We start from the raw sequence: 25,564 nt of genomic DNA on the forward strand, positions 1-25,564 counted from the left end.
AGATTTCCCGAGCCGAGATTCCCGACCATGTCCGATTTCTCCACCGGGTTCGCCGGCCTGCTGACCCAGGCCGCGCGGACCGACGGCGAGCGTCTGTTCGCCCGCTACAACGGCGTCCCGCTGACCGCCGGCACCCTCGACCGCCAGTCCGACAGCATGGCGGCGGAGCTGCGGCGGCTGGGTCTGGTCCCCGGCGACCGCGTGGCGCTGATGCTGCGCAACAGCCCGGCGGTGCTGTCCACCCTGTTCGGCATCGCCAAGGCCGGGCTGGTGTGGATCCCGATCAACGCCCAGCAGCGCGGCGACGGCCTGCGCTACATCCTGGACCATTCCGAACCGGCGGCGGTGCTGGCCGACGCCGACCTCGTGGCGACCATCGCGGAGTGCGGAGCCGACCTGTCGGGCAAGCCGCTGATCGTGGCCGGCGCCGACGAGGCCTCGTCCCTGCCGCGGCTGGAGCCGATGCTGGACAGCGGCGCCCTGTTCGAGGGGACGCTCCCCGGACCGGACGACCTCTTCGCCATCATGTACACGTCGGGCACCACCGGCAGGCCGAAAGGCGCGCTGGTCACCCACCGCATGATGCGTCTGGCGGGCGAGGCGGTGGCCCGCGTCTCGGCCGCCCGCGACGGCGACGTGCTGTTCGTCTGGGAACCGCTCTACCACATCGGCGGCGCGCAGATGATCGTGCTGCCGCTGATCCGTGCGGTGTCGCTGGCGATGGTCGACCGCTTCAGCGCCAGCCGCTTCTGGGGTCAGGTCCGCGACTATGGCGCCACCCACATCCATTATCTCGGCGGCATTCTGCAAATCCTGCTGAAGCAGCCGCCGGACCCGCGCGACCGCGACCATCCGGTGCGCATCGCCTGGGGCGGCGGCTGCCCCAAGGAGACCTGGACGCCGTTCCAGGAGCGCTTCGGCGTCGAGATCCGTGAATGCTACGGCATGACAGAGGCGTCGAGCATCACCACCTGCAACGACGAGGGGACCGTCGGCGCGGTGGGGCGGCCGATGCCCTGGTTCACCGTGGATCTGCTGGACGAGGCCGGCAAGCCGGTCGCCCGCGGCGAGCGCGGCGAGATCGTGGTGCGCACCGACACGCCTGGCGCCCTGTTCGCCGGCTATTTCCGCAATCCGGAGGCGACGGCGAAGGCGCTCCGCGATGGCGCCCTGCACACCGGCGACCTCGGTTCGCTGCTGCCGGACGGCACGCTGCTGTTCCACGGCCGGATGACCGACAGCATGCGCTGCAAGGGCGAGAACGTCTCCGCCTGGGAGATCGAGCACATCGCCGCCACCCATCCCGCGATCGAGGACTGCGCCGTCATCGGCGTGCAGGCGGACATCGGCGAGCAGGACATCAAGCTGTTCGTCAAGCCCAGGCTGGGCGCCACCGTCGACATCCCGGCCCTGTCCGACTGGCTCGGCCGCCAGCTGGCGCCCTACCAGAACCCGCGCTACATCGCCCTGGTGGAGGGGTTCGAGCGCACGCCCAGCCAGCGCATCATGAAGCACCGCCTGTCGCCCGCGGTGAACGACAGCTGGGACCGGCAGGCGGCGCGGTAAGGCGGCCGGGCATCGTCTTCACCTCCGCCTACAATGGACAAAGCCGGCTGTGAGACACAGCCGGCTTTGTCGTTTCGCCAGGATGGGATCGTTTGGTGCGAGGCCCTCGCCCTCAGCGGGTCAGGCGCGGCTCCGGCAGGCCCTGGACACCGGGGTCGAACATCAGGACCCGGCCGCCATGGGGATCCTCGGCCAGATCGGCCGGCCCGCGGCTGAGCGAGGTGACCAGCATCGTGCGAAGCCCGTCGCCGCCGAAGGCGCACATGGTCGGCTTGCGCATCGGCACCTCGATGCGGCGGTCGAGATCGCCGCGCGGGGTGAAGCGCTTGATGCAGCCTTCGTCGAGGCAGCAGATCCAATAGCAGCCGTCGGTGTCGACCGCCGCACCGTCCGGCCGGCCGACCATCGCCCGCATGTCGATGAAGGGACGCCGGTTGCCGGCGGTGCCGGTCTCCGGATCGTAGTCCCAGGCCCAGACCATCCGCACGTCGCGGTGGGTGTCGGACGCGTAGAGCGTCCGGCCGTCCGGGCTGAAGGCGGAGCCGTTGGGGATGACGAAGCCGGTCAGCCCGGTCTCCACCAGCCCCTCGGCGCGGGTGTAGCGGTACCACGCGCCGGACGGGTCGCCCTTGGCGATGTCCATCACCATGGCGGACACCCACAGCCGCCCCTGCCGGTCACAGCGCCCGTCGTTGAAGCGCATGCCCTCCGTCGGGAATGGGCTGTCGGCGAGGCGGCTGAGCACCGCGTCGCCCCCCGCCTCGGGCAGGTCCGCGTCGAAGAGGCCGGTCTGGCAGGCGACGACCGCACCGCCGTCCGGCCGCAGCGCGAGGCTGCCCACCGGCTCCGGCAGCGTCCAGTCGCGCCGCACGCCGCTGGACGGATCCAGCCGGTGGATGCGGCGGCCCGGAATGTCGATCCAGGTCCAGTTGCGGCGGTCGGCGTCCCAGACCGGATTCTCGCCGGTGCCGTTGCGCAGGTCCGGTTCGATGACGGCGTCGAGGCCGATGGTGGTGACGGTCGGGCTCATGCCGCCTGCCTTCCGTCGTTGCTGCTCTTCAGATACTTCAGCAGCGGCAGCAGCAGCGTGATGGCGGCGATCAGCAGCAGGACCAGCGTGATCGGGCGGGTGTAGAGGAAGTCCAGGCTGCCGCCCGACAGCGACAGGGCGCGGCGGAAGCTCGACTCGGCCATCGGGCCCATGATCAGCGCCAGCACGACCGGCGAGGCCGGATAGTCCCAGCGCTGCATGAAGAAGCCGACCACGCCGGTCGCCAGCATGATGCCGACGTCGAACATGCTGTTGTTGATGGCGTAGGCGCCGACGACGCAGAGCGTCAGGATCAGCGGCGTCAGGATGGCGCGCGGCATTTCCAGCACCTTGCCCATCAGGCGCAGCGAGGACAGGCCGACGACCAGCAGCGCCGCGTAGCAGAACAGCATGCCGGCGAACAGGGTGAAGACCAGTCCGGCATGGTCCTTGAACAGCAGCGGACCGGGTTGCAGGCCCTGCATGGTCAAGGCACCCAGCATCACCGCGGTCACCGCGTCGCCGGGAATGCCCAGCGTCATCATCGGCAGCAGATCGCCGCCGGTGCAGGCGTTCGCACCGGATTCGGCGGCGGCGACGCCCTTCAACTCGCCCTTGCCGAAATTCCCCGGATTTCTGGAGAAGCGCTTGGCCTCGTTGTAGGCGACGAAGGAGGCGATGTCGGCGCCGGCACCGGGGATGATGCCGACGATGATGCCGAGGCCCGAGGAGCGCAGGATCGTGAAGATCAGGCCCTTGAAGACGCTCCAGGGCGGGATGATGCGGCCGATGTGGACCTTAACCTCGGCGCGGGCGGCGGGCTGGCCCAGCGACTTGAAGGCCTCCGAGGCGGCGAACAGGCCGATCATCACCGGGATGAAGGGGACGTTCAGCAGTTCGTTGAAACCGCCGGTGAAGCGCGGGAAGCCGCCCATCGGGTCGAGCCCGACGGTGGACAGCAGCAGGCCGAGGAAGCCGGCGATCAGGCCCTTGACCAGCGATTCGCCCGACACGCTGGTGATGATCGACAGGCCGAAGATGGCGAGCGCGAAGGTCTCGGCGGCGGAGAATTCCAGCGCGATGCCGGCCAGCAGCGGGGCGAGGAAGATCAGCATGAAGACGCTGAAGGTGCCGCCGATGCAGGACGAGATGGTGGCCGTGCCGAGCGCGATGCCGGCCTGCCCCTTCTGGCTCAGCGCGTAGCCGTCCATCGCCGTGGCGGCGGCGGCCGGCGTGCCGGGGATCTTGAGCAGGATGGCGGTGATGGAGCCGCCATAGATGCCGCCGAAGAAGACGCCGGAGAGCATCAGGATGGCGGGAGCCGGCGCCATGCCGAAGGTGAAGGGCAGCAGGATGGCGACGCCCATGGTGGCCGTCAGGCCGGGCAGCACGCCGATGACGATGCCGAGCACGACGCCCATGAAGGCGAGCAGCAGGGTCGCGGGATCCGCCGCCAGACTGGCGAATCCTTTGAGGAGCATGTCGATTTCATACATCTTCCAAACTCCTCGCCTACAGCTCTGCGGCTTCGAACAGGCTTCCGACGGGCAGCGGGATTTGCAGGCCGTACAGGAAGATCAGGTAGAGGAAGGCGGTGATGCCGACGGCGAGCAGCGGGACGCGGATCCAGCTGCGCTGGCCCATCAGCCGCATCATGCCGATGAGGAACACCACCGTCGTCGGGATATAGCCGACCAGCGAGATCAGGTAGATGTAGGCGGCCGTGGCCACCACCCCGATGGCCACCGGGGCGAAGCGGAAGCCGGTCGCGGGCTGGGCCCGCTCGGCGGCGGTGCGCTCCTGGTTGCGCCGCGACGGCAGCAGGCGGCCGACCACCAGGATGGCGCTCAGCACGACCAGGATGCCGGCGTAGATCAGCGGGAAGCGGGCCGGCCCGACGTCGCTGTCAAGGCCGGTGGTCGGAAAGTCGCGCGACACGATGATCGCCGCGATGGCGACCACGGCGACGATGATGCCGGCGGCGATGTCCGCGGAACGCGGCGCGCCCGGTCCCGGGGCTCCCTCGGGGGACTGACTCATTCGAGATCTCCTGGGACGGGGCGCGGCGATGGTGCCGGCCGTGCCCCGCCTTTCCGTCTTGCTGCTTACTTGGCCATGCCGAGCTTGGTCATCAGGTCCTTGAAGAAGGCGTTGTCCTTCTGCATGACCTGGCCGAACTCGGGACCGTCGGCGTAGGCCAGGGTCAGGTTCATCTTGTTCAGCGTCTCCTTGAAGGACGCTTCCTCGACGGTCGCCTTGGACGCCTTGCGCAGCGTTTCGACGACGGCCTGCGGGGTCTTCTTCGGAACGACGATGCCGCGCCAGGTGTAGACCGACAGGTCGACGCCCTTCTCCTTGACGGTCGGGACATCCGGGAAGGCCGGGGAGCGTTCGTCGGCCATCACCGCCAGGATGCGCAGCTTGCCGGCGGCGACATGGTTCACCACCTCGGCCGGGCTGACGCTGACCGCCTCGATGTGATTGCCGAGCAATGCCGTGACCGCCGGGTTGGCGCCGTCATAGGGGATGTGGTTGAAGGTGAGGCCGGTCTTCTCCTGCAGCGCGGCGGCGGCGAGGTGCCAGATGGCGCCGGTGCCGGAGTTGCCGATGCGGACCTTGCCGGGGTTCGCCTTGGCGTTGGCGATGAAGTCCTCGTAGGTCTTGAAGGGCGAGTCGGCGTTCACCGTGATGGCGCTCGGCTCGGCGTTCAGGCGGGCGATCGGGGTGAAGTCGTCGGCGGTGAAGCGGGCGATGCCCATGTGCGGCAGCATGGTGATCTCCACCGTGCCCATGCCGATCTTGTAGCCGTCGGCGCGGGCGGCCATGATCTCGGTCAGGCCGACGGCACCGGCGCCGCCGGTCTTGTTGACGACGCCCATCGACTGCGGCAGGTGCTTCTTCGCGGCGTCGGCGTAGGCGCGGGCGACCAGATCGGTGCCGCCGCCGGCCGCGTACGGCACGGTCAGCTCGATCGGCTTGGTCGGGTAGTCGGCGGCCTGCGCGCCGGCAATCAGGCTGGCCGTGGCCAGGACGCCGACGACGGCGCCGGTCAGAAGGCGATAGCCCTTCATAAACGTTCTCCCTCGAATTTTGCTTGGTGGGGTGCGGACAGGAAAAGCGGGCGGCCTTCGTCGCCCGCGTGAAGTCAGCGTGCGTTCAGTGCCTTCCAGGACGTGGCGAAAGCCTCGGCCCGCCCGGCGATCTCAGCTGCGGTCATGCCCGGCTTGTAGAGCGCCGATCCCAGCCCGAAGCCGGCGACGCCGACCTCAAGGAAGGGGGCCATGGTGTCGGGGGTGATGCCGCCCACCGGCAGCAGCCGGGTGCCGGCCGGCAGCACGGTGCGGATCGCCTTGACGATGGTCGGGTTGATCTGCTCGGCCGGGAACAGCTTCAGCGCGTCGGCGCCTGCCGCCAGAGCCGCGAAGGCCTCGGTCGCCGTGGCGACGCCGGGAACGCAGGCCAGCCCGGCGGCCTTGGCGGCGCGGATCACCGCGGTGTCGGCATGCGGCATCACCACCAGATCGGCGCCGATCTCCTTGAGGCGGGCGACCTGCGCCACCTCCAGCACGGTGCCAGCGCCGACCAGCGCGTCCTGCGGCAGGATGCGGCGGATGGCGGCGATGCTGTCGAACGGCTCCGGCGAGTTCAGCGGCACCTCGATCAACCGGAAACCGCGCTCGTAGAGGGCGCGGGCGGCATCCTCGCATTCGACGGGCTTCAGGCCGCGCAGGATGGCGACCAGCGGCAGGGCGGCGAAGGCGGCGTCGAGCCGGGCCTTCAGGCTTTCATCAGACATGAGTGTCCTTTCCGGCCGGCGGCGCGATCAGGCCGGCGGCGATGGCGAACTGGAACAGCCCCTTGGGCGCGGTGTTCTCGAGCCGGGCGGTGGGCTCGATGCCCAGCAGAGCCAGGCCCTGGACGTAGCGGCGGCACAGCATGCCGTCGCCGATCAGCAGCAGCGGCCGGCCGCTGCCCAGCGCCGCCCCCATGCGATTGAGGCCGGACACCATCTCGTGCCCGATCAGCAGGCCGGACAGGAAATCCTTCAGCAGGTCCGGCGCCATGCGGCGGGTGATGCCGAGCGTGCGCGCGGCGAAGATCTGGTGCGACAGGTCGCCCGGCCCGCTGGCCTGCGCCGCCCGCACGCCGTCGGCGAAGGCCGCGTCGCTGGCCTCCGCATCGGCCACCACGTCCGCCGGCATCAGGCGGCCCAAGATCGAGTGCTTGGTCAGCACGGCGAACAGCTCGCCGGTCATGTAGGTGGCGAAACGGGTCATCCGCCCGTCCTGGATCTGCACCCATTTGGAATGGGTGCCGGGCAGCACCATGCAGGCCTCGCGCGCCCAGTCGGGGCGGTCGGCCAGCACACCGGCGATCTGGATCTCCTCGCCGCGCAGGATGTCGGGCGGCGCGTCGGGCGGGGCGTAGGTGACGCCGGGGGCGATGAGGATGCGGACGCCGGCAGCACTGTCCACCGCGATGGCGTGCCCAGCCAGCGTGCTGGTGTCGGCCGGGCAGGCGACATAGGGCGCCTCCACCCAGCCCTGGGCGCTGCCGACCATGCCGCCGGCCACCACCGGGATGCCCGGATTGCCGGCCAGCCAGTCGCCGCACAGCTCGGCGAAGGCCTGCTCGAAGCCGGGCAGGCCGGGCTGCGGCAGATTCTGGATGCCGTGCGCGTTGGCGCGCTGCTCCAGCACCGTGCCGGCGCCGTCCATGAGGAATCCGCGCAGACTGGAGGTGCCCCAGTCCAGCGCGATCAGGGCCGCCCCGTCGCGCTTCCGTCCTGTTTCCATCCCAATTCCTTCGATATCGCGTCGGCGGCCGCGCGGACGACCGGTCCGAGTTCAGCCATCCGTTCGTCCGGCATGTAGGGCACCGCGCTCGCCACGCTGATGGCGGCGACCACCTGATTGCTGATGTCGCGCACCGGCGCGCCGACGCAGCGGACGCCGATCTCGTTCTCCTCCAAGTCGAGCACCCAGTCCCGCCGCAGGAAGCCCGCCATCAGCTTTTCGTATTTCGGCCAGGGCAGCGGTCCGGGACGCCCACCCACCGTGTCCGGCGCCGTCGCCACCGCGTCGTGCAGCTCGCGCCAGCGCGACGGCGGCATCCCCAGCATCAGCGCCTTGCCGATGCCGGTCGAGGCCAGCGGCATGCGCAGGCCGACGCGCGAGCGCATCTCCAGCCCGCGCGTGCTCGGAATCTTGTCGAGATAGAAGACCTCGTCGCCGTCGACCACACCGAGATGGACGGTGTCGCCGGTGCGCTGGGCCAGCGCCTCGATGTGGGGCCGGGCCAGCGCCACCAGCGGCCGCTGCTCCAGCGCCTTCATGCCGAGTTCGATCAGCTTCGGTCCCAGCAGATACCCCTTGTAGGGGACATGGTGCAGGTACCCCTCCGTCACCAGGCTGTTCAGCATGCGGTGGACGGTGCTGCGCGGCGTGTTCAGCCTTGCGGCGATGCCCTTCACCTCGGTCGTGCCGGTCGCCACGCACTCGATCGCCGCCAGCCCGCGGAGCAGGGTCTGCGTTCCGGCGGCCTGACGCCTTTCGGGCGTGGCCGGGTCGATCGCGTCAACGGGCTGGGTCATGGGATCGGTTCTGGTGGGCATTCGTGTCGCCTTGATGACGGGACCTTAGTGGCCGCGTTGTATGTTGTCAAATCCAACATAGATGATGCCATATAGTGAGACATTTATAAAGAAGGCAATATGCCGTGCCGGCACAGCCAACCTTGACCGGACCACTCTTCACCCCTAACATCCTGTCAATATTGAGAATTATCTCTCAATATTTGAGACAGTGGCCGTGCGGTACGCCGGCCGCTCCGCGTTTCGCGGTTTTCGACACAGGGAAGGAAGGGCTCACGCATGTTCGGTGATCTGAAAGGCCGGCGCGTTCTGGTGACGGGGTCGACCCAGGGAATCGGTCTGGCGGCGGTCGAGGCATTCGCCCGCCATGGTGCGCTGGTCGGCATGAACGGCCGCAAGGCGCCGGCCGACCTCGACTCCACGCTGGCCCGGCTGAACGCGCTGGACGGCGAGGTCGCCTTCCTGCCCGGCGACGTGTCCTCCAGCGAGGGTGCAAAGCGTCTGGTCGAGGATTTCGTCGCCCGCTTCGGCGGCATCGACGTGCTGATCAACAATGCGGGCGGTCTGGTCGCGCGCAAGCCGCTGGAGGAGATCGACGACGCATTCTTCGACGCGGTGACCGACCTGAACGCGCGCTCCGCCCTGATGGTCACCAAATACGCGCTGCCGCATCTGAAGGAGTCCGCCAGCCGGAGCGGCACCACCGCATCGGTGATCCTGGTCGGCTCGGTCGCCGGCTACACCGGCGGCGGCCCCGGCGCCGGGCTGTACGGCGCGGCGAAGGCTTGGCTGCACAACATCCAGAAGAACTGGGTGGCCTTCCACACGAAGGACGGCATCCGTTTCAACACGGTGTCGCCCGGCACCTTCGACACCGCCTTCCACGCCGACAAGGACACGGACACCAAGGCCCGCATCGGCGCCGGCTTCCCGATGGGACGCTTCGGCAAGCCGGAGGAATGCGCGCCGACCTTCCTGTTCTTCGCCTCGCACGCCTGCAGCGGTTACATCACCGGACAGATCCTCGACGTTAATGGTGGCCAGTACATGCCCTGAGCCGGCTGGCAGGGAACGGCGGCAGGGGTGAAGCCTCCGCCGCCGGTGCCGGCTATTCCCTCCGGTCCGGGGCGTCGTCGCGCATCACGACGTAGATCGCCGGGATGACCAGCACGGTCAGCAGCGTCGAACTCAGCAGGCCGAACAGCAGCGAGATCGCCAGCCCCTGGAAGATGGGGTCGGTCAGGATGAAGGCGGCGCCGATCATCGCCGCCACCGCCGTCAGCAGGATCGGCTTGAAGCGGATCGCTCCGGCCTCCAGGACGGCCTCCCGCACCGACAGCCCGCGGTCCCGAAGATGGCGGATGAAATCCACCAGCAGGATGGAGTTGCGCACGATGATGCCCGCCAGGGCGATGAAGCCGATCATCGAGGTCGCGGTGAAGGCGGCCCCGAACAGCCAGTGGCCTGCTACGATGCCGATCAGCGTCAGCGGCACCGGCACCAGGATCACCAGCGGCAGCTTGAAGCTGCCGAACTGCGCGACCACCAGCAGGTAGATGCCGAGGATCGCCACCGCGAAGGCGGCACCCATGTCGCGGAAGGTGACGTAGGTGATCTCCCACTCGCCCTCCCACAACAGCGCGGGTTTGCTCTGGTCGTCGGGTTGTCCATGCAGCAGGATGTCCGGCGCTGCTGTGAGTCCGGCGGCTTTCCAGTCGATCCGTTTCAGCCGCTCCTGCACCGCCAGCATGCCGTAGACCGGCGCCTCGTAGCGTCCGGCGAGATCGGCCATCACCATCTCGGCGAAGCGGCCGTTGCGGCGGAACAGCGGATAGGAGGCCGGTTCCCGCGTCATGGTGACGAGGTCGCCCAGCTCGACCGTGCCGCGGGCGCCGGTGACCGGCGTCGCCAGGATGCGCTCCGACAGGAACAGGCCCGACTTCGGCAGCCGCACCGATATCTCGATGGGGGTGCGGCCGGCCCCGCGATGCGAGTAGCCGACCGGCACGCCGCCGATCAGCGCCTGCAACGTGTCATCGACCGCCTGCTCCTCGACGCCGTGGAACTCCAGGCTCTCGCGGTCCAGCGCGAAGCGCAGCCGCTCGCCGGGCGAGCGGACGGTGTCGTCCACATCGACGATGAAGTCGACGCTGCGGAAGGCGTCCCGGACGATGCCCGTCGCCTTGCGCCGCGTCTCCGCATCGGGACCGTAGACCTCGACCAGCAGGGTGGAGAGCACCGGCGGACCGGGCGGCACCTCGACGACCTTGAGCGAGGTGCCGTCGGGAGCGGCCAGATCCCTCAGCCGCGCCCGGATGTCGAGCGCGATGTCGTGGCTGCTGCGGTGGCGCTCGCCCTTTGGGGCGAGGTTGACTTGCAGGTCGCCCTGCTCCGGCTGGTCGCGCAGATAGTAATGGCGCACCAGACCGTTGAAGTTGAAGGGCGAGGCAGTGCCGCCATAGGCCTGGACGCTCGCCAGTTCGGGCAGGTCGGCGATCTTCCGCGCGGCGGCCAGCAGCACGCGCCCGGTATCCTCCTGTGCCGCGCCGCGCGGCAGGTCCACGACGACCTGAAGTTCGGACTTGTTGTCGAAGGGCAGCAGCTTGACCGCCACGTCCTTGGTGTAGAACAGCGCCGTCGAGGCCAGCGTCGCCACGCCGACCACGAGCAGGAAGGTCCAGGCCCGGCGTTTGCTGCGGATGACCGGGCGCGCGACGGAGAGATACAGGCGGCCCAGCAGGCCGCCATGCTTATCGCTCTGGCCATCGCCATGCCCACCGCTGTCTCCATCGCCCGGCCGCAGCTTCACCATCAGCCAGGGCGTCAGCACCATGGCGGCGAAGAAGCTGAAAACCATGGCGGCCGATGCGTTGGCCGGGATCGGGCTCATGTAGGGGCCCATCAGGCCGGACACGAACATCATCGGCAGCAGTGCGGCGATGACGGTCAGGGTGGCGACGATGGTCGGGTTGCCGACCTCCGCGACCGCCTCGACGGCAGCCTGGACCTTGCTGCGGCCGTCGCGCATCGACCAGTGCCGGTCGATATTCTCCACCACGACGATGGCGTCGTCCACCAGGATGCCGATGGAGAAGATCAGCGCGAACAGGCTGACGCGGTTGATGGTGTAGCCCATCAGCCAGGACGCGAACATGGTCAGCAGGATGGTGGTCGGGATGACGATCAGAGTCACCATGCCCTCGCGCCAGCCGATCGCCAGCACGATCAGCGCGACGATGGTCACGGTGGCGAGCGCCAGATGGAACAGCAGTTCGTTGACCTTCTCGTTCGCCGTCTCGCCATAGTTGCGGGTGACGGTCAGCGTCACGTCCCTGGGCAGCGATCCGGCCTGGATGGCCTGCACGCGTTCCAGAACGCGCCCGGCGATGGTCACCGCGTTGGCCCCGGCGCGCTTGGCGATGGCGATGGTGACCGCCGGAGTCTGAGCGAGCCCGCCCTTGCCGTCGGGCAGCAGGTTCCAGGCCGTGCTTTCGTCCGGCCGCGAACCCATCACGATGTCGGCCACATCCTTGACATAAACCGGGCGGCCGTCGCGGGCGGTCACCAGCAGCAGGCCGATGTCGGCGGTCCCCTGGAGCGTCTGGCCGGCCAGCGCCGGCAGGCTGCCGCCCTGCGCGCGCACCGAGCCGACCATGAAGGCACGGTTGGCGCTCTTCACCTTGTCGACAAGCTGGTTGAGCGTGACGCCGAACAGCGCCAGCCGTTCCGGATCGGGTTCCACCCGGATCTGGTCGGGACGGCCGCCGACGATGAAGCTGCGGCCGACATCCTCCACCTGCACCAGCTGCGCGAGCAGCTCGTCCGCCACGCCGTAAAGCGCGGTGTCGGTCCAGCGCGACGCCGCGTCCGGCCTGGGTGCCAGCGTCAGGGTCAGGATCGCCACGTCGTTGATGCCGCGCCCGACGATCAGCGGTTCCGGGATGCCGAGCGGGATGCGGTTCAGGTTGGCCCGCACCTTCTCGTGCACGCGCAGGATCGCGTCGTCCGCCGAGGTGCCGACGAGGAAACGGGCGGTGACGACCACACGGTCGTCCAGGGTCTGGCTGTAGGTGTGCTCGACGCCGTCGATGCCCTTGACGATCTCCTCCAGCGGCTTGGTCACCAGCTCGACCGCGTCGTCCGCCTTCAGCCCGTCGGCGCGAACCAGGATGTCCACCATCGGCACGCTGATCTGCGGCTCCTCCTCCCGCGGCAGCGAGAGCAGGGCGACCGTGCCGACCACCAGCGAGGCCAGCAGCAGAAGCGGAGTCAGGGGCGAGCGGATGAAGGTCCGCGTCAGCACCCCGGAGAGACCGGGCTTCATCGCGCACCGTCCGGGCGGACGATCACGTCGCCGGGTCTCAGGCCGGACAGCACCTCGATCCCGCCGAACTGGTCGCCGACCCTCGGGATCGCACCGCCGACCTGGACCGGCACCTCCGTCCCGTCGGCCAGCCGTACGAAGTCGGTGCCGAAGCGGCGCAGGACATAGTCCGGCGGAACGACGAACGCCTGCCGCGTGCCGGTGGCGACGTAGACGCGCACGCGCTCGCCCACGAAGAAGTCGCCGAGCCCGCTCACCGTGGCGTCTGCCAATACCTGTCCGCCGGACATCTCCGGATAGACCTGACGGACGGTGCCGCGCTTCAGGTCGAGCGGTTTCGCATCCTGCGCCGCCTCGCCGCCGGGAGGCGCGACCGGGGCGAGACCGCGGTCGCCGACCAGCACCGGGTCGCCCTCATGCATGAAGCGGGCATGGCGTTCAGGCAGGCGCAGGCGCAGCACATAGGTTTCCGTCGCGATGCTGGCGACGGTCTCGCCGGGCATCACCACGGCGCCGTCGATGACCTTGACCTGGAGAATGCGGCCGTTGGCGGGCGCCGACACCGCGCCCTCGCGCAGTTGCTGCTCCACCACCGCCCGCTCCGCCGTCATGGCCGCGATCTGGGCGCGGGCCACGTCCACGGCGGACTGCGCGTCGTCGAGCCGCTGCTGCGTTCCCGTTCCGCTCGCCCGCAGTTGCCGGGCGCGGTCCAGCTCCAGGCCGGCCTGATGCTGCTGCGCCTGGAGCGCCTGGATGCGCGCGTCCAGTGCCGCCAGCTGCAGCGGCAGCTTCGGGTCATGCACGGTGGCAACGATCTGACCCATGGTGACCTTGTCCCCTTCCTTCGCCGTCAGATCGGCGACGGTGCCGCCGATGCGGGTGCGCGCCAGCGTCTCGTGGACGCTTTCCACGGTGGCGAAGACGGCCTTCAGATCCTCCACCGCAAGGGCGCGCACGGTGAGCCGGCCGGCGCCCGCATCGGCCTGGGCCAGCGCGTTGGACAGCGGAACGGTGGCGAACAGGAGCGTCGCAGCCAGAACGAGGCCTGCGGGTCGACGGGGCATGACGGGCCACCTTGGATGGGATGGATGAAGCACCTATTGACGGTTAATTAAGAACAATCTAATTTAGTGTCAATGAATGAATTGGATCGCAGCCATGTGAGTTCGGCGGCGCGCCTGCTGAAGGCGCTGGCCAACGAACGGCGCCTGTCCATCCTCTGCCTGCTGGGGCGCGGGGAACTCTGCGTCGGCGACCTCGCGGACGCGGTCGGGCTCAGCCAGTCGGCCTTGTCGCAGCATCTGGCGAGGCTGCGTGCCGAAGGCCTCGTGCGGACCCGCCGCGACGGGCTGACGATCTTCTACAGGCTGGCCAGCGCCGAGGCCGCCGCCGTGATCGAGGTGCTGGCGGGGCTGTATTGCGATCCCTCGCCGCAGAATCCTGCGTCTTCGAACCAATCCTTGCATCGGGAGACATCGACATGAGCATCGACCGCATCGTGATGGCCTTCGCCGGCACCGTTGTGCTGCTGAGCCTGGCCTTGTCGCACCTGCACAGCCCGCAGTGGCTGTGGCTGACCGCCTTCGTCGGCGCCAATTTGTTGCAGGCAGCCTTCACCGGCTTCTGCCCGCTGGCGGTCGTCCTCAAGCGGCTGGGCGCCAGGGCGGGCGCCGCCTTCACCTGAGCGCATTCACCTGAGGTCATGGCGGGGACGATCCGCATAGACCCTGAGGCCGCAGTCTGCCTTCGCCTGAACCGAAGGCAGACTGCGGCAAAGCCACATTGTGACGTTCCGCCGCATCGATCAAGCTTGTCCCAGATACGAAGGACGAGAGGACGGGAGGATGGAGCATGGCCCTGCTGGATCGCGACAGCGCCGAGGCCGATGGCAAAGGCCCGATGGCCGGGGTGGACCGCCGGCTTCTGGTGGTCGCGCTGGCCCTGGCGCTGCTGACCCTGCTGGCGGTTCTGGACCAGTACCGGCCGACGCCGGGATCGGCGCCGCCGGTGGACTGGCAGTTGCCCGGCGTCGAGCTGCCGCGGACGGTGCCGATGGCGAAGGCGCCCGGCCCGCGCCCGGACGAGCTGCTGGGGGCCGACTGACCGGGTTTCCGGTCAGCCGGCCGGCGGGCTGTCGCTCCCGTCGCCGAGCGGCCGTTCCATCAGCACGCCGTCCAGCCAGCGGCCGAACTTGAAGCCCACGGCGGGCAGGATGCCGACAGGACGGAAGCCGCAGGCGCGGTGCAAGCCGATGGAGCCGTGGTTGGCGCTGTCGCCGATTGCCGCGATCATCCGGCGGTAGCCCGCCGCCTCGCACATCTCGATCAGCGGGTCCATCAGCGCCCGGCCGATGCCGCGCCGGCCCATGCCGTCGGCGACATAGACGGAATTCTCCAGCGTGAAGCGGTAGGCGCTGCGGGTGCGGTACAGGCCGGCATAGGCATAGCCGACCAGCCGTCCCTCGCATTCCGCCGCCAGATAGGGCAGCCCGCGCCCCAATATGTCGGCGCGGCGGCGGGCGATCTCGGCCTCGTCCGGCGGAACCTCTTCGAACGAGGCGGTGCCGTGCAGCACATGGCGGGCGTAAAGGGCGGTGATGGCGGGAATGTCGGCGTCGGCGGATGCCCGCACGGTGATGGCAGGCCCGGCAATGGAGACCATGTGAATCAACTCCGGTCAGGACGGTCGGCGGGAAGAAGAAGGGCGCAGACGGTCGCCAACCCGCCGCCGACGCCGAGAAGCGCGAAACCCCAGCCCCAGCCGGCACCGCCTGCGCCGCCGGCCCGATCCAGCACCAGACCGACCGCCAGCGGCGCCGCACCGCCGGCGCCGAAGCCCAGGATGGAGCGGACGGCGAGCGCCGCCCCCAGGCTGCCCGGCTCGACCGATTCGGTCATCGCCGTCGACAGCACGGGGGAGTCGCCCAGCGCGGAGAAGCCGTAGAGCGCCGCCACCGCCAGGACCAGGGCCAGCGGCATCCCGTCCATCCAGCCGATGGCGAAGGAACAGGCGGCGCCCAGCACGCCCATCGCCACCAGCACTGCCCGCCGGCCCAGCCGGTCGGACGCGCGTCCCATCAGCAGCGACGACAGGAAGCCCGAGATATGGATGGCACCGGCGATCCACAGCCCGCGCATGCCCGCCCCGTCGCCGCCGGCTCCGGCCAGACTGGCGGTCAGGAAGGCCGGCAGCCACGCCCACATGCCCAGCAGTTCCCAGCAATGGGCGGTGTAGCCAGCGGTCAGCAGGAAGGACCGGCGGTCGGACAGGAACCGGAAGGCGCCGCGCAGCCGCCGCGCTCCCCCGCCCGCCACCGGATTGGGCCGCCGGAGCAGGCCCGGCGTGGCGAGCAGCGCCGCCAGCAGCGGTCCCAGCCCGCAGGCGATGAAGGCGGCCTCGTAGCCGAACCGCTCGGCCAGCCATGCTGCGAGCGCGATGGAGGCGAAATAGCCGAGCGACCCCGCCGCCAGCAGCCAGCCCACCGCAGCACCGCGGCGGTCCGCCGGCACGCCTTGCGCCACCAGCATGATGGAGGGGGCATAGGTGCCGCCCTGGGTCAGCCCCATCAGCGCGAACAGCAGCAGTCCGCTTTCCGCCGAGCGGGCGAAGAAGGCGAAGGCGACGCCGGTCAGCGCGGTCGCCCAGCTCGCCCACAGGAAGACGCGCTTGGCGCCCAGGCTGTCGGCGAACCAGGAGGAGCCCACCAGCGACAGGGCGTAGCCGACGTTGAAGGCGGTCTGGATCGACCCGGCCTCTCCCGCCGACATGCCCCAGGCCTGCATCGCGGGCACGAGCGCACCGGCATAGACCATGAAGGACAGCGAGGTGGCGAAACGGCTGGCGCAGAGCAGCACGAACCAGATCGGCCGGGGCGCTGGGGCAGGGGCAGGAGTGGCGATGGCGGCGGTCGTCATGCCCACACCGTCGTGGACCGGCGGGGAAAAGGCAAATTTATTGATCTGATCGAAATCATAAGGAAGACTGGGGGTATGCGTGGCCTCAACCTTGACCAGCTCATCACTTTCGCGACCGTCATCGAGCATGGCGGTTTCACCGAAGCCGCCGGGCGGCTCGGTCTGACCCAGCCGGCGGTCAGCATGCAGATCCGCAATCTGGAGGAGCGCTTCGGCGTGCGGCTGGTGGAGCGGGTTGGCAAGCGCGCCTTGCCGACCGCGGCCGGCCGCGACCTGCTGCCCTTCATCCGCCGCCTGCGCGAGGAGATGGAGGCGGCAGCGGCCGCAATGGGCCGACACCGCGCCGGGCAGGTCGGGCGTGTGCGCATCGGCACCGGGGCCACCGCCTGCATCTACCGCCTGCCGCCGATCCTGACAGCCCTGCGCAGCGCCCATCCCGGGCTGGAGATCATCGTCGTCACCGGCAATACGCCGGACATCCTGGATGCGGTCGAGGGCGGAACGCTGGATCTGGCGCTGGTCACTCTGCCGGCCGGCCGCCCCGGACTGTCCATCGAGCCGGTCTGCGCCGAGGAGCTGGTCTGTGTCGGACCCCGCGGCGACGCTCCGCCGCATGAACAGACCGTCGCCCCTGAAATCGCCCCTGCGGCGCTGGCGGATGAAACGCTGATCCTTTACGAGCGCGGCGGGACAATGCGGGCGGTGATCGACGGCTGGTTCATGGCCGGCGGCATCCAGCCGCGCCCATCGATGGAGCTGGGCAATGTGGAGGCGATCAAGAACCTCGTCGCCGCCGGGCTCGGCCGGTCGATCCTGCCGTCGGTCACCGTGGCGGGGCCGCAGGATTGCGACCGGTTCGCAGTACAAGCTCTGACGCCGCCATTGATCCGCACCCTTGGGTTGGTGTTGCGGCGTGACAAAGTGCTCGATGCCGGCGTGCGGGCAATGGTCAAGGCAATCACCGATATGCGGTAACGACATCGATTGCATTTCGGATATCGCAATCGTCCGGAATATTGCTTTTGGAAGGTTTACAGCGGCTTTGGGCATTGCGCACTCTCGACGAATGAGCGTTTCGTTTTTCTTTGGGCGCCTATGACCAAACAGCCGTCCGTCCCGAACGAGCCCGCCGATAACCGAACGGGAGCCGGGCCGGATTTGCCTGCTCGACCGGACGCGGAACTGCTGGCAAGGCTGGAGGAGCTTGAGCGGGAGAACGCCCGGCTCCAGTCGGCGCTGTCCACCGCCTACAGCGGCCGCGACGACCTGCTGACGGTCACGGCGCTGAACGAGGATTTGCGCACCGCCTTCAACGCGCTGGAGCGTAGCCGTACCGCCCATGCCGACAGCGAGAGGCGGCTGCGCGCGATCCTCGACAGCGCCATCGGCCACGCCATCCTGACCCTGGCGCCGGACGGCCGGATAACCAGCTGGAACCCCGGCGCCGTCCGCATCCTGGGCTGGAGCGAGGAGGAGGCGAGGGGACAGCCGGTCGACATCCTGTTTCCGCCGGAAGAGGTCGCCGCCGGCGCGCCGGACGCCCTGCGGGTCCGCGCGCTGGCCGAGGGCCGCATCCAGGAGGAGCGTCCGTTCTGCCACCGGGACGGCTTCGCCGTCTGGGCTGCGCTGACCATCCTGCCGCTCCAGGGCGACGAGGAGGGATTCCTGTGGATCCTGCACGACCGGTCCGACGAGCGGCGGATGGAGGAGGCGATTGCCGACGCGCGCCGGCGCGCGACCGACATCCTTGACAGCATCGACGAGGCGCTGGTGGCGCTGGACGACGATTACCGCGTGATCTACCAGAACCGACGCGCCGAACAGTTCGACCACCAGTCGCTGTCGGCGATGCGCGGCCGCCGCCTGTGGGAGGTGTGGCCGCAGCTTGCCGGGTCGGACCTGGAGGCATTGTGCCGTAAAACGATGACGGAGCGGCAGCCGACCGGCATCGAAAAGCGCTTCGACGGCGAAGACACCACCCTGTGGCTCGAGGTCCGCTTTCTGCCGACACCGGAAGGAGTGGGCTGCTTCTTCCGCGACATCACCATGCGCAAGCGGGCGGAGGAGGAGGCCCGCGCTTCGCACGAGCGCGCGGTGAAGATTCTGGAAAGCATCAGCGACGCCTTCTATGCGGTCGATCACCAGTGGCGCTTCACCTACATCAACCGCAAGGCCGAACAGGTCTGGGGCCGCTCCCGCGATACCCTGCTGGGCCGTCGTGTCTGGGAGGCCTTCCCCAGGGTGCTGGGCAGCGAAGCCTTCGAAGCGCAGAAGCAGGCCGTCCGCGAAGGCCGTGAAATGACCATAGAGGTGCTGTCTCCGACCATGGGCAATTGGCTGGAGGCCAGCATCTATCCCAGCTCCGACGGTCTTTCGGTCTATTTCCGCGACATCACCGCCCGCCGTCAGGCCCAGCAGGCGCTCTTGCAGGCGAAGGAGACGGCGGAGGCGGCCGACCTCGCCAAGGGCAAGTTCCTGGCCGCCGCCAGCCACGACCTGCGGCAGCCCCTGCAGGCGCTGCTGCTGTTCGTCGACGTGCTGAAGCCGCATGTCCAGGGCAGCCAGGGCGCCACCGCACTGATGCATCTGGGTCGCGGGCTGGACGCGCTGAAGGAACTGCTGGACAGCCTGCTCGACATGTCGCGGCTCGATGCCGGCGTGGTCCAGCCGAACATCGAGAACGTGTCCATCGTGCCGCTGTTCGACCACATCGCCGCCTCCTACCGGCCGGTGGCGGCGGCCAAGGGGCTGGAACTGCACGTCCTGTCCTGCAACGCCGCCGCGCGGACCGACCGCACCCTGCTGACCCGCATGGTGCGCAATCTGGTGGAGAACGCCCTGCGCTATACCGAGAACGGGCGGATCGATATCGAATGCCGGCGGGCCGGCGGGCGGCTGCTGATCGAGGTGCGCGACACCGGCATCGGCATCCCGCCCGACCATCTCGAACGCATCTGGGAGGAGTTCCATCAGGTCGGCAACCCGGAGCGCGACCGCAACCGCGGGCTTGGGCTTGGGCTGGCCATCGTGCGGCGGCTATCGCTGCTGCTGAACCATCCGGTGGACGTGACCTCGAAGCCGGGGCAGGGGACCAGCTTCGTCATCGCCCTGCCGCTCGGCCGCACGGTCGAGACGCCGGTCACCGCGGCGGAGGCGGCGACCGCCGGCCGCGGCCGCTTCGCCGTGGTGGTCGACGACGACGCCATCGTGCTGCTGGGGCTGGAGACGATCTTCCGCGAATGGGGCTATCAGGTGCTGGTCGCCGGCTCCGCCCAGAAGGCGGTGGAGGGGTTGAGCCGCACGGGCCGCCGCCCCGACCTGATCGTCGCCGATTACCGGCTGCGCGAAGGGCGCTACGGCACCGAGGCGGTCGCCCGCATCCGCGCGCTGTACGACGATCCCGGCAGCGCGCCGGTCCCCGGCCTGATCCTGACCGGCGAGACCGGTCCCGAATGCGAACGCGACGCCGCCGCCCATGGGCTGGGCATCATCCACAAGCCGGTGACCCCGCGCCAGCTCAGCCACGCGCTGGGCGAACTGCTGGGGACGCCGTAGGAGAGGCGGGACGCCATCCCCGCCAACCTCACCCCCGCCCGTCCAGAAAGGCGCTCAACTGCTCGCCCGCCTGGATGACGTGGCGCACGACGATGCCGCAGGCGGCGTCCGCATCGCCGGCACGGCAGGCCGCCAGCAGGGCGTGATGCTCGTCCTGGGAGCGGGGATGGTAGCCCAGCGCCGAGAACTGGAAGCGCAGATAGCGGTCGGCGGCGGAGAGGTGCTGTTCCACCAGCGCCAGCAGGCGCGGCCGGCCGGCGCGGGAATAGAGCGTCATGTGGAAGCGCCGGTTCAGCTCCCCCATGCGGCCGGGATCGGCCTCCGCATCCATCTCCGCGATCAGCTCCGCCGCCAGGGCAAGGTCGTCCGACGTCAGATGCGGCAGCGACAGCCGCAGGGCCGCCGGCTCCAGCGCCGCCCGGATGGCGCCGATGTCGGCCGAATCCTCCGCCGAGATCTTCGCCACCACCGCGCCCCGGTGGGGATGGAACTCCACCAGCGCGCGGGCCTCCAACTGGCGCAGGGCCTCGCGCACCGGCATGCGGCTGACGCCGAAGGCGGCGGCGAGATCCTCCTGGCGCAGCGGGGCGCCGGCCGGAAGAACCCCCTCCAGGATCGCCTCGCGCATCGCCGCCTCGACGAACTCGGTCGCGGTGCGGAAGCGTGGCCGGTTGCGCGCGATCAATACGGCCAGATCGGCAAGGCGCGCATCGGAGGGTCGGGCGTCGGAAGGGCGGGCGTCGGGAAGCTGGGACATGCGGGGGACCTGGAAGGTGAGAAAAACGCTTGCCTGGATATTGGATCCAATTTACCTGTCGGATCCTCTCCTGTCCATGTATGCGAAAGGACCGGCCATGACCGGCTCGTCATCCGCCGACCAGTCCGTTTCCGACGCGCCCACAGCCCCGGGGGGGCGTGGCCTGTCGCCCTCGGCGCTCGCCACCGGCGGTCTGGTGGCGCTGGTCGGCTATGCCAGTTCGGTCGCGGTGGTGATCCAGGGGCTGGCGGCGGTCGGGGCGGATACGGCGCAGATCACCTCCGGGCTGGTCGCCGTCGGCTTTTCCATGGGACTGTCGGCGATCTGGCTGGCCTGGACGCAGCGCAAGCCGATCAGCGTCGCCTGGACGACGCCGGGCATGGCGCTGCTGGCGGCGACCGGGCCGGTGGCCGGCGGCTTTCCGGCGGCGGTGGGGGCCTTCCTGACGGTCGGCGCGCTCATCATGGTTGCGGGGCTGTGGCGGCCGCTCGGCCGCTGGATCGCGGCGATCCCGAAGCCGCTCGCCAACGGCATGCTGGCCGGGCTTCTGCTGAAACTGTGTCTGGCGCCCTTCATGGCAATCGGGCAGGCGCCGGGGCTGGGCCTGCTGGTGCTGGCGACCTGGGCAATCGTCGGTCGCTTCGCCCGGCTCTATGCGGTGCCGGCGGCGGTCGCGGTGGCGCTTGCGGCGATGGCGATGAACCCGCCGGTGTCGGGCGCGCTGCCGGCCGACCCCTGGCCGACGCTGTCGCTGGTCGCCCCGGCCTTCACCTGGGAGGCATTGGTCGGGCTGGCCCTGCCGCTGTTCGTCGTCACCATGGCGTCGCAGAACATCCCCGGTCTGGCGGTGCTGGCGACCTTCGGCTACACGCCGCGGGTGCCGCCGGCCTTCCTGGCGACCGGCTTCGCCTCGGCCCTGACGGCGCCGCTCGGAGCGCCGACGGTCAATCTGGCGGCGATCACCGCGGCGATGTGCGCCGGCCCCGATGCCGACCCGAGGCCGGAGCGGCGCTGGCAGGCCGCCGTCACCGGCGGTATCGGCTACATCGCGCTGACGGCGCTGGCGGCGATCACGGCCACGCTGGTCACCCGCTCGCCGCCGATCCTGATCGAGGCGGTGGCCGGTCTGGCGCTGATCGGTGCCTTCGGCGGCTCTCTGCTGGCGGCGGTCCAGGCGGAGGAGGAGCGCATCCCCGCCCTGGTCACGCTGCTGGTGACCGCGTCCGGCCTGTCCTTCTTCGGGGTCGGATCGGCCTTCTGGGGCCTGCTGTTCGGCGGGGCGATGCATGTGCTGCACCGGTGGCGCCCCGCCGGAGCGTGAGACCGGGTTTGGGATGTTCCGAATTTCCAAACCCGGTTTCGCCCGCGACTGCGGGCGCGCGCCGACAGGCGCGAAGCCTGCGTGGCGTATGAACGCAGCGGTCGGAATTTTTTCTGACCGCGTATAGAAAACCTCAGCCCTGCTCGATCAGGTCGGCGCAGGCGTTCACCGCGGCGGCGGCGTAGGGGCGGATGCGCGGCGGGATCTGCGACGGGTTGATGCCCGGCCCGAGGATGCCGACGCCGACCGGCTTCATGAACTGGAGCTGCAGGTCGATCAGGCTGCCGATGACCGCATGGCCCATGGCGTTGCCATGTTCGGTCTCGCCCCGCTCGATGATGCCCAGCGCGACCGCGCCGGCGACATCCTCGCGCATCAGCAGGCGCTTGATCGCCAGCGGTTTTTCCATCGAACCGGGAACCCAGACCTCCGCCACGATGCCGAGGCCGCGGCTGGCGGCGACGGTGCGCGCCTCGTCCAGCATCTCTTCCACCTCTTTGCGGTGGAACCGTCCGAGCACGATGCCGATGTTGCTCACCCTCTGCTTCTCCCATGGTCGCGGTGTAACGTCCGTCCAAACTGTCGCGTCGCCGCGCAAAGCGCAAGAGCCGTGGCGTGGCTTCCGGACCGGGCAGCGCCGGTACGGAGATTTCCGTCCGGCTTTATAAAGTTGCCTGGGTAAATCCCACCGCTTTGCACCGATGTCCAAGCGTCCGGCAAGCAGATCGGAGGCAAACCCTATGGATAGGCCCACGCTCGTCGTGCAAGCTGTTGCCAACCGCGACAGGCCGTCGCATGGCGCTACAATTCAGAACAAATTGGTCGCCGCGGCATTTCTTACGACCATGTAATAATGCCGGTACGGCGCAATTGCGGAGTCCGGCCGACGGGCCCGCTGCGTTTCCGACAGAGCAATCAGGCGAATCCGGAACGGCAATCATGTTGAAAGGTGCGATCGAATACGCGCCGTCGACCTTCGAGGAGCGGGGGGCCGCGGTGGCCTTCACCACGCCGCTGCTGTCCCAGACCCGCGTGCGCCGCGGTGAGCGGTCGAAGCTCGAAGTGCTGATCCCTAGCCTGTCGCAGGGCATGGGCATCTATGTCGTCGCCTGGAAGTCGGTGCCGGACATGGTGTCGATGACCATGCACGACCGCTACCTGCACGACCTGATCGTGAGAGAGGAATCCTGCTCCCCCTACGAGATCCGCCGGGCGACGCTGAAGGCGGCGCGGCGTGGGCTTGCCGGGCCGAAGGCGGCGCAGGCCGCCCGCCGCGCGCTGGACGAGGATGAGGAGCAAAGCACCCTCACCCATTACCTGCTGATCCTGTCGATCCTGAAGGCGGTCGGGCTGGAATCGCCGGAGATGCTGAAGGCCGGCATCGACACCGACGAGGGCCAGCGCCTGACCCGGCAGCTGATGACCCGCGCGGCGGAAAGCCTGCGCATGGACGCGACGCTGCTCTATGCCCGGCTGGCCGACATTGCCACGGTCACCGCGCCGGTGGGGCTGGCGCACTCGCCCCGGCCGGGCCGGCTGACGCGCGGGCTGAACGACCTGAAGGGCTTCCGCGACGGCATGATCGACTGGGCGCGCGACGTGCCGGGCGATGCCGCCCCGGTCGCGGAGTTCTGTGCGGAGGTGGCGCAGCACACCATCGCCATCGGCGAAAAGGTGCTGGGCGATTTCCACCGCCGCATCGATGCCATCGGGCCGCTGATGCGCGACTGGGACGACGCCTTCATCCGCGTCCGCACCCAGGCCGCCCGCATCGCCTGGCTGCTCGACGGCTGGAGCCACATCGCCGGGGCGTGGGAGGTGGCGCAGGCCGAGGACCGCCAACAGCAGGCCGCCACCGTCAACGATTTGTTCCGCATCCTGCCGCTGCTGCCGCGCCGGGAATCCAGCCGCGATTTCGTCGAGGATGCCAAGCAGGTCAAGACGGCCCACCGCCGCTCCGTCCGCATGCTGGAGGATTGGCGCACCGGCCAGATGGACATCGACGCCATCCGCCGGATCGAGGCGGTGAAAGCCCGCGCCCCATGAGCGGACCGGCGGACGGACAGGGCGGGGGCGACCGCCTGCCGGGGCTGGAGAGCCGGCTGTTCGACATTCCCGAGGACAAGTTCATCGAGGTGGTCCGCCTGCTGGAGCGGGTGCGCGACCATCCCGACGTGCGCCAGACCTTCGCCGCCCTCCGCCCGCGGCTGGTCCAGGTGCGCCCGAACCGCCGGCCGACGCTGAAACGCGTGCTGTGCATGCCGTTCGAGGATGTGCTGGAAAGCTTCAACGGCGTCGACGTGCCGGTGGGCCGCATCGAACGGCGGGTGATCGATCCGGTGTGGCGGCTGGTGACGGAATGCGGCGACCGTGCCCTGATCGACCAGCTCGACCGGCAGGTGCAGGAGACGGCCCCCGGCAATCTCAACGCCCTGCGCAACATCGGGCGCCGGCTTTGGCCGATGGCCGCCCAAGCTATTCAGGGGGCCATACGGGGTGCTGCCGGAGGGGCAGGGGAGCAGGAGGCCGGCGGCCAGCCGCAGTGGCGCGCCCTTCAGGGCGACGAGGAGATGCGGCGGCAGCTGCTGGACGTCGCCGCCTTCCTCGAAATCGGGCTGACAATCGAATCGCTGAAGGACGCGCTGGCCCCGAGGCCGCTGGCGGCGCTGGACGACCTGCATGTGGACGCCATCGAGCAGGCGGCCCAGGCGGTGGCGCGGCAATCGGCCGGGCTGGTCTATTACCTGCTGCTGGTCGCCGCCTCGCGCATGGCGAACCCGGCCGACCTGCTGACGGTGCTGAACGATCTGGATTTCGGCAAGGCGCGGCGCGAGCAGCCGGTGATCTTCGCCCAGCTGAGCGGTCTGGTCGTCACCAATCTGGAGGAGCGCTCGGCCCGCCTCGAAAGCAAAGGCTGCGGCACCGGCCACAGCGCCGGGCCGGGCGGGGCTGTGGCCATCGCTCCGGAGGAGGCCATCGCCATTGCCGAGCGGCTGGTCGCCAGCATCGACACCACCGCCGCCGCCATGGATGTCCTGGCCGATCCGGCCTATCGCGAGCGGCTGGACGCGGTGAAGGTGGCGGTGCGGACCATGGTGGCCGGCACCGTCCTGGACACTGCACCGGCCGGCATCCTGACCGCCGTTCCGGCCCCCGCCGGGAATGGCCGCCCCGCCCCGGTGGACGAGGACGCCCAGGCCGCCGCCGAGGACCACGCCCGCGCGCTGCGCCGCTGCGAGGGGCTGGCCGGCGCGCTCGGCCTGCACGAGCCGTTGAAGGCCGCGATGGCGTCGATGGAAAAGGGGCTGATGGCGCGGGCGCAGGCCCTGCTGGTGGACTATCCCAAGGCGGCCGGCGACCCGGACGATGCCGAGACGGCGGAGATGAACCTGTTCTACGCCCTGCGCCTGCTGGAGCTGGTCGCCGGCCCCGCCAAGGCCGACCGGCTCCGCACCGCCATCATGGCCGCGACGGGAGAATTCGCGGAGGAGTAGGGCGCGCCCC

At 69.5% G+C, this 25,564-nt stretch carries 23 protein-coding genes; 10 read left to right on the forward strand and 13 right to left on the reverse strand.

What is annotated here, in order from left to right; translation table 11 throughout:
• The first annotated feature begins 27 nt into the window (after positions 1-27).
• On the forward strand, positions 28-1,566 hold the full coding sequence (locus ABNQ40_RS15340) for an AMP-binding protein (protein WP_109051409.1): 1,539 nt from the start codon (positions 28-30) through the stop codon (positions 1,564-1,566).
• Between the two features lie 112 nt (positions 1,567-1,678).
• Here the strand turns inward: ABNQ40_RS15340 and ABNQ40_RS15345 are convergent, their stop codons facing one another.
• The 7 genes from ABNQ40_RS15345 to ABNQ40_RS15375 all read right to left on the reverse strand — a co-directional run bounded on the left by ABNQ40_RS15345 (position 1,679) and on the right by ABNQ40_RS15375 (position 8,189).
• The gene (locus tag ABNQ40_RS15345) at positions 1,679-2,596 is read right to left on the reverse strand and encodes an SMP-30/gluconolactonase/LRE family protein (RefSeq protein WP_109051410.1); all 918 of its coding nucleotides are present in this window, start codon (positions 2,594-2,596) and stop codon (positions 1,679-1,681) included.
• A complete protein-coding gene (locus tag ABNQ40_RS15350; protein ID WP_109051411.1) occupies positions 2,593-4,092 on the reverse strand; it encodes a tripartite tricarboxylate transporter permease in 1,500 nt (499 codons plus the stop codon). The genes ABNQ40_RS15345 and ABNQ40_RS15350 overlap by 4 nt, the downstream gene beginning before the upstream one ends.
• 16 nt (positions 4,093-4,108) lie before the next feature.
• A complete protein-coding gene (locus ABNQ40_RS15355; protein WP_109051412.1) occupies positions 4,109-4,636 on the reverse strand; it encodes a tripartite tricarboxylate transporter TctB family protein in 528 nt (175 codons plus the stop codon).
• 65 nt (positions 4,637-4,701) lie between these two features.
• Positions 4,702-5,667: a tripartite tricarboxylate transporter substrate binding protein gene (locus ABNQ40_RS15360; RefSeq protein ID WP_109051413.1), complete on the reverse strand. Its 966-nt coding sequence runs from the start codon at positions 5,665-5,667 to the stop codon at positions 4,702-4,704.
• 74 nt (positions 5,668-5,741) lie between these two features.
• Positions 5,742-6,392: a 2-dehydro-3-deoxy-6-phosphogalactonate aldolase gene (locus ABNQ40_RS15365; protein WP_109051414.1), complete on the reverse strand. Its 651-nt coding sequence runs from the start codon at positions 6,390-6,392 to the stop codon at positions 5,742-5,744.
• Positions 6,385-7,392, reverse strand: a complete 1,008-nt coding sequence (locus tag ABNQ40_RS15370; RefSeq protein WP_109051415.1) for a 2-dehydro-3-deoxygalactonokinase — start codon at positions 7,390-7,392, stop codon at positions 6,385-6,387. The genes ABNQ40_RS15365 and ABNQ40_RS15370 overlap by 8 nt, the downstream gene beginning before the upstream one ends.
• The gene (locus ABNQ40_RS15375) at positions 7,356-8,189 is read right to left on the reverse strand and encodes an IclR family transcriptional regulator (protein WP_109051416.1); all 834 of its coding nucleotides are present in this window, start codon (positions 8,187-8,189) and stop codon (positions 7,356-7,358) included. Before ABNQ40_RS15375 ends, ABNQ40_RS15370 begins: the two co-directional genes overlap by 37 nt.
• A 279-nt stretch (positions 8,190-8,468) precedes the next feature.
• Between ABNQ40_RS15375 and ABNQ40_RS15380 the strand changes: the two genes are divergently transcribed.
• Entirely contained in the window at positions 8,469-9,245 is a 777-nt protein-coding gene (locus ABNQ40_RS15380; RefSeq protein WP_109051417.1) for an SDR family NAD(P)-dependent oxidoreductase, read from the forward strand.
• A gap of 52 nt (positions 9,246-9,297) precedes the next feature.
• Here ABNQ40_RS15380 and ABNQ40_RS15385 read toward each other — a convergent pair whose 3' ends face one another.
• On the reverse strand, positions 9,298-12,513 hold the full coding sequence (locus tag ABNQ40_RS15385; protein ID WP_109051418.1) for an efflux RND transporter permease subunit: 3,216 nt from the start codon (positions 12,511-12,513) through the stop codon (positions 9,298-9,300).
• Positions 12,510-13,577, reverse strand: coding sequence for an efflux RND transporter periplasmic adaptor subunit (locus ABNQ40_RS15390; protein ID WP_109051419.1), 1,068 nt, complete (start codon positions 13,575-13,577; stop codon positions 12,510-12,512). The genes ABNQ40_RS15385 and ABNQ40_RS15390 overlap by 4 nt, the downstream gene beginning before the upstream one ends.
• A gap of 72 nt (positions 13,578-13,649) precedes the next feature.
• Here ABNQ40_RS15390 and ABNQ40_RS15395 point away from each other — a divergent pair, with 72 nt between their 5' ends.
• From ABNQ40_RS15395 to ABNQ40_RS15405, 3 genes are all read left to right on the forward strand, one after another.
• Positions 13,650-13,997, forward strand: a complete 348-nt coding sequence (locus ABNQ40_RS15395; RefSeq protein WP_109051420.1) for a helix-turn-helix transcriptional regulator — start codon at positions 13,650-13,652, stop codon at positions 13,995-13,997.
• Positions 13,994-14,197 carry a DUF2892 domain-containing protein gene (locus ABNQ40_RS15400; protein ID WP_098737084.1) on the forward strand — a complete coding sequence of 68 codons (204 nt, stop codon included), beginning with the start codon at positions 13,994-13,996 and terminating at the stop codon, positions 14,195-14,197. Before ABNQ40_RS15395 ends, ABNQ40_RS15400 begins: the two co-directional genes overlap by 4 nt.
• 167 nt (positions 14,198-14,364) lie before the next feature.
• Positions 14,365-14,616, forward strand: a complete 252-nt coding sequence (locus ABNQ40_RS15405; RefSeq protein WP_109051421.1) for a hypothetical protein — start codon at positions 14,365-14,367, stop codon at positions 14,614-14,616.
• A 12-nt stretch (positions 14,617-14,628) separates the two neighbouring features.
• On the opposite strand, the gene ABNQ40_RS15410 is transcribed toward ABNQ40_RS15405, so the two are convergent.
• Together ABNQ40_RS15410 and ABNQ40_RS15415 are read right to left on the reverse strand one after the other, a co-directional pair.
• Positions 14,629-15,174 carry a GNAT family N-acetyltransferase gene (locus tag ABNQ40_RS15410; protein ID WP_109051422.1) on the reverse strand — a complete coding sequence of 182 codons (546 nt, stop codon included), beginning with the start codon at positions 15,172-15,174 and terminating at the stop codon, positions 14,629-14,631.
• A gap of 5 nt (positions 15,175-15,179) precedes the next feature.
• Entirely contained in the window at positions 15,180-16,427 is a 1,248-nt protein-coding gene (locus ABNQ40_RS15415; RefSeq protein WP_109051423.1) for an MFS transporter, read from the reverse strand.
• A 75-nt stretch (positions 16,428-16,502) separates the two neighbouring features.
• Here ABNQ40_RS15415 and ABNQ40_RS15420 point away from each other — a divergent pair, with 75 nt between their 5' ends.
• Both ABNQ40_RS15420 and ABNQ40_RS15425 read left to right on the forward strand, forming a co-directional pair.
• Positions 16,503-17,402: a LysR family transcriptional regulator gene (locus tag ABNQ40_RS15420; protein WP_109051424.1), complete on the forward strand. Its 900-nt coding sequence runs from the start codon at positions 16,503-16,505 to the stop codon at positions 17,400-17,402.
• Between the two features lie 183 nt (positions 17,403-17,585).
• On the forward strand, positions 17,586-19,982 hold the full coding sequence (locus ABNQ40_RS15425) for a PAS domain-containing protein (protein ID WP_247879976.1): 2,397 nt from the start codon (positions 17,586-17,588) through the stop codon (positions 19,980-19,982).
• 28 nt (positions 19,983-20,010) lie between these two features.
• On the opposite strand, the gene ABNQ40_RS15430 is transcribed toward ABNQ40_RS15425, so the two are convergent.
• Complete coding sequence (locus ABNQ40_RS15430; RefSeq protein ID WP_109051426.1) at positions 20,011-20,739, reverse strand: GntR family transcriptional regulator; 729 nt, start codon at positions 20,737-20,739, stop codon at positions 20,011-20,013.
• A gap of 97 nt (positions 20,740-20,836) precedes the next feature.
• On the opposite strand from ABNQ40_RS15430, the gene ABNQ40_RS15435 reads away from it, so the two are divergent.
• A complete protein-coding gene (locus ABNQ40_RS15435; RefSeq protein ID WP_109051427.1) occupies positions 20,837-22,060 on the forward strand; it encodes a benzoate/H(+) symporter BenE family transporter in 1,224 nt (407 codons plus the stop codon).
• 133 nt (positions 22,061-22,193) lie between these two features.
• Here the strand turns inward: ABNQ40_RS15435 and ABNQ40_RS15440 are convergent, their stop codons facing one another.
• On the reverse strand, positions 22,194-22,598 hold the full coding sequence (locus tag ABNQ40_RS15440) for a 6,7-dimethyl-8-ribityllumazine synthase (RefSeq protein WP_109051428.1): 405 nt from the start codon (positions 22,596-22,598) through the stop codon (positions 22,194-22,196).
• Between the two features lie 401 nt (positions 22,599-22,999).
• Between ABNQ40_RS15440 and ABNQ40_RS15445 the strand changes: the two genes are divergently transcribed.
• Both ABNQ40_RS15445 and ABNQ40_RS15450 read left to right on the forward strand, forming a co-directional pair.
• Complete coding sequence (locus ABNQ40_RS15445) at positions 23,000-24,106, forward strand: hypothetical protein (protein ID WP_391347134.1); 1,107 nt, start codon at positions 23,000-23,002, stop codon at positions 24,104-24,106.
• On the forward strand, positions 24,103-25,554 hold the full coding sequence (locus ABNQ40_RS15450; RefSeq protein ID WP_109051430.1) for a hypothetical protein: 1,452 nt from the start codon (positions 24,103-24,105) through the stop codon (positions 25,552-25,554). The genes ABNQ40_RS15445 and ABNQ40_RS15450 overlap by 4 nt, the downstream gene beginning before the upstream one ends.
• Positions 25,555-25,564 lie beyond the last annotated feature (10 nt).

Source organism: Azospirillum sp. A23, assembly GCF_042938965.1.
GTDB lineage: Bacteria > Pseudomonadota > Alphaproteobacteria > Azospirillales > Azospirillaceae > Azospirillum > Azospirillum melinis.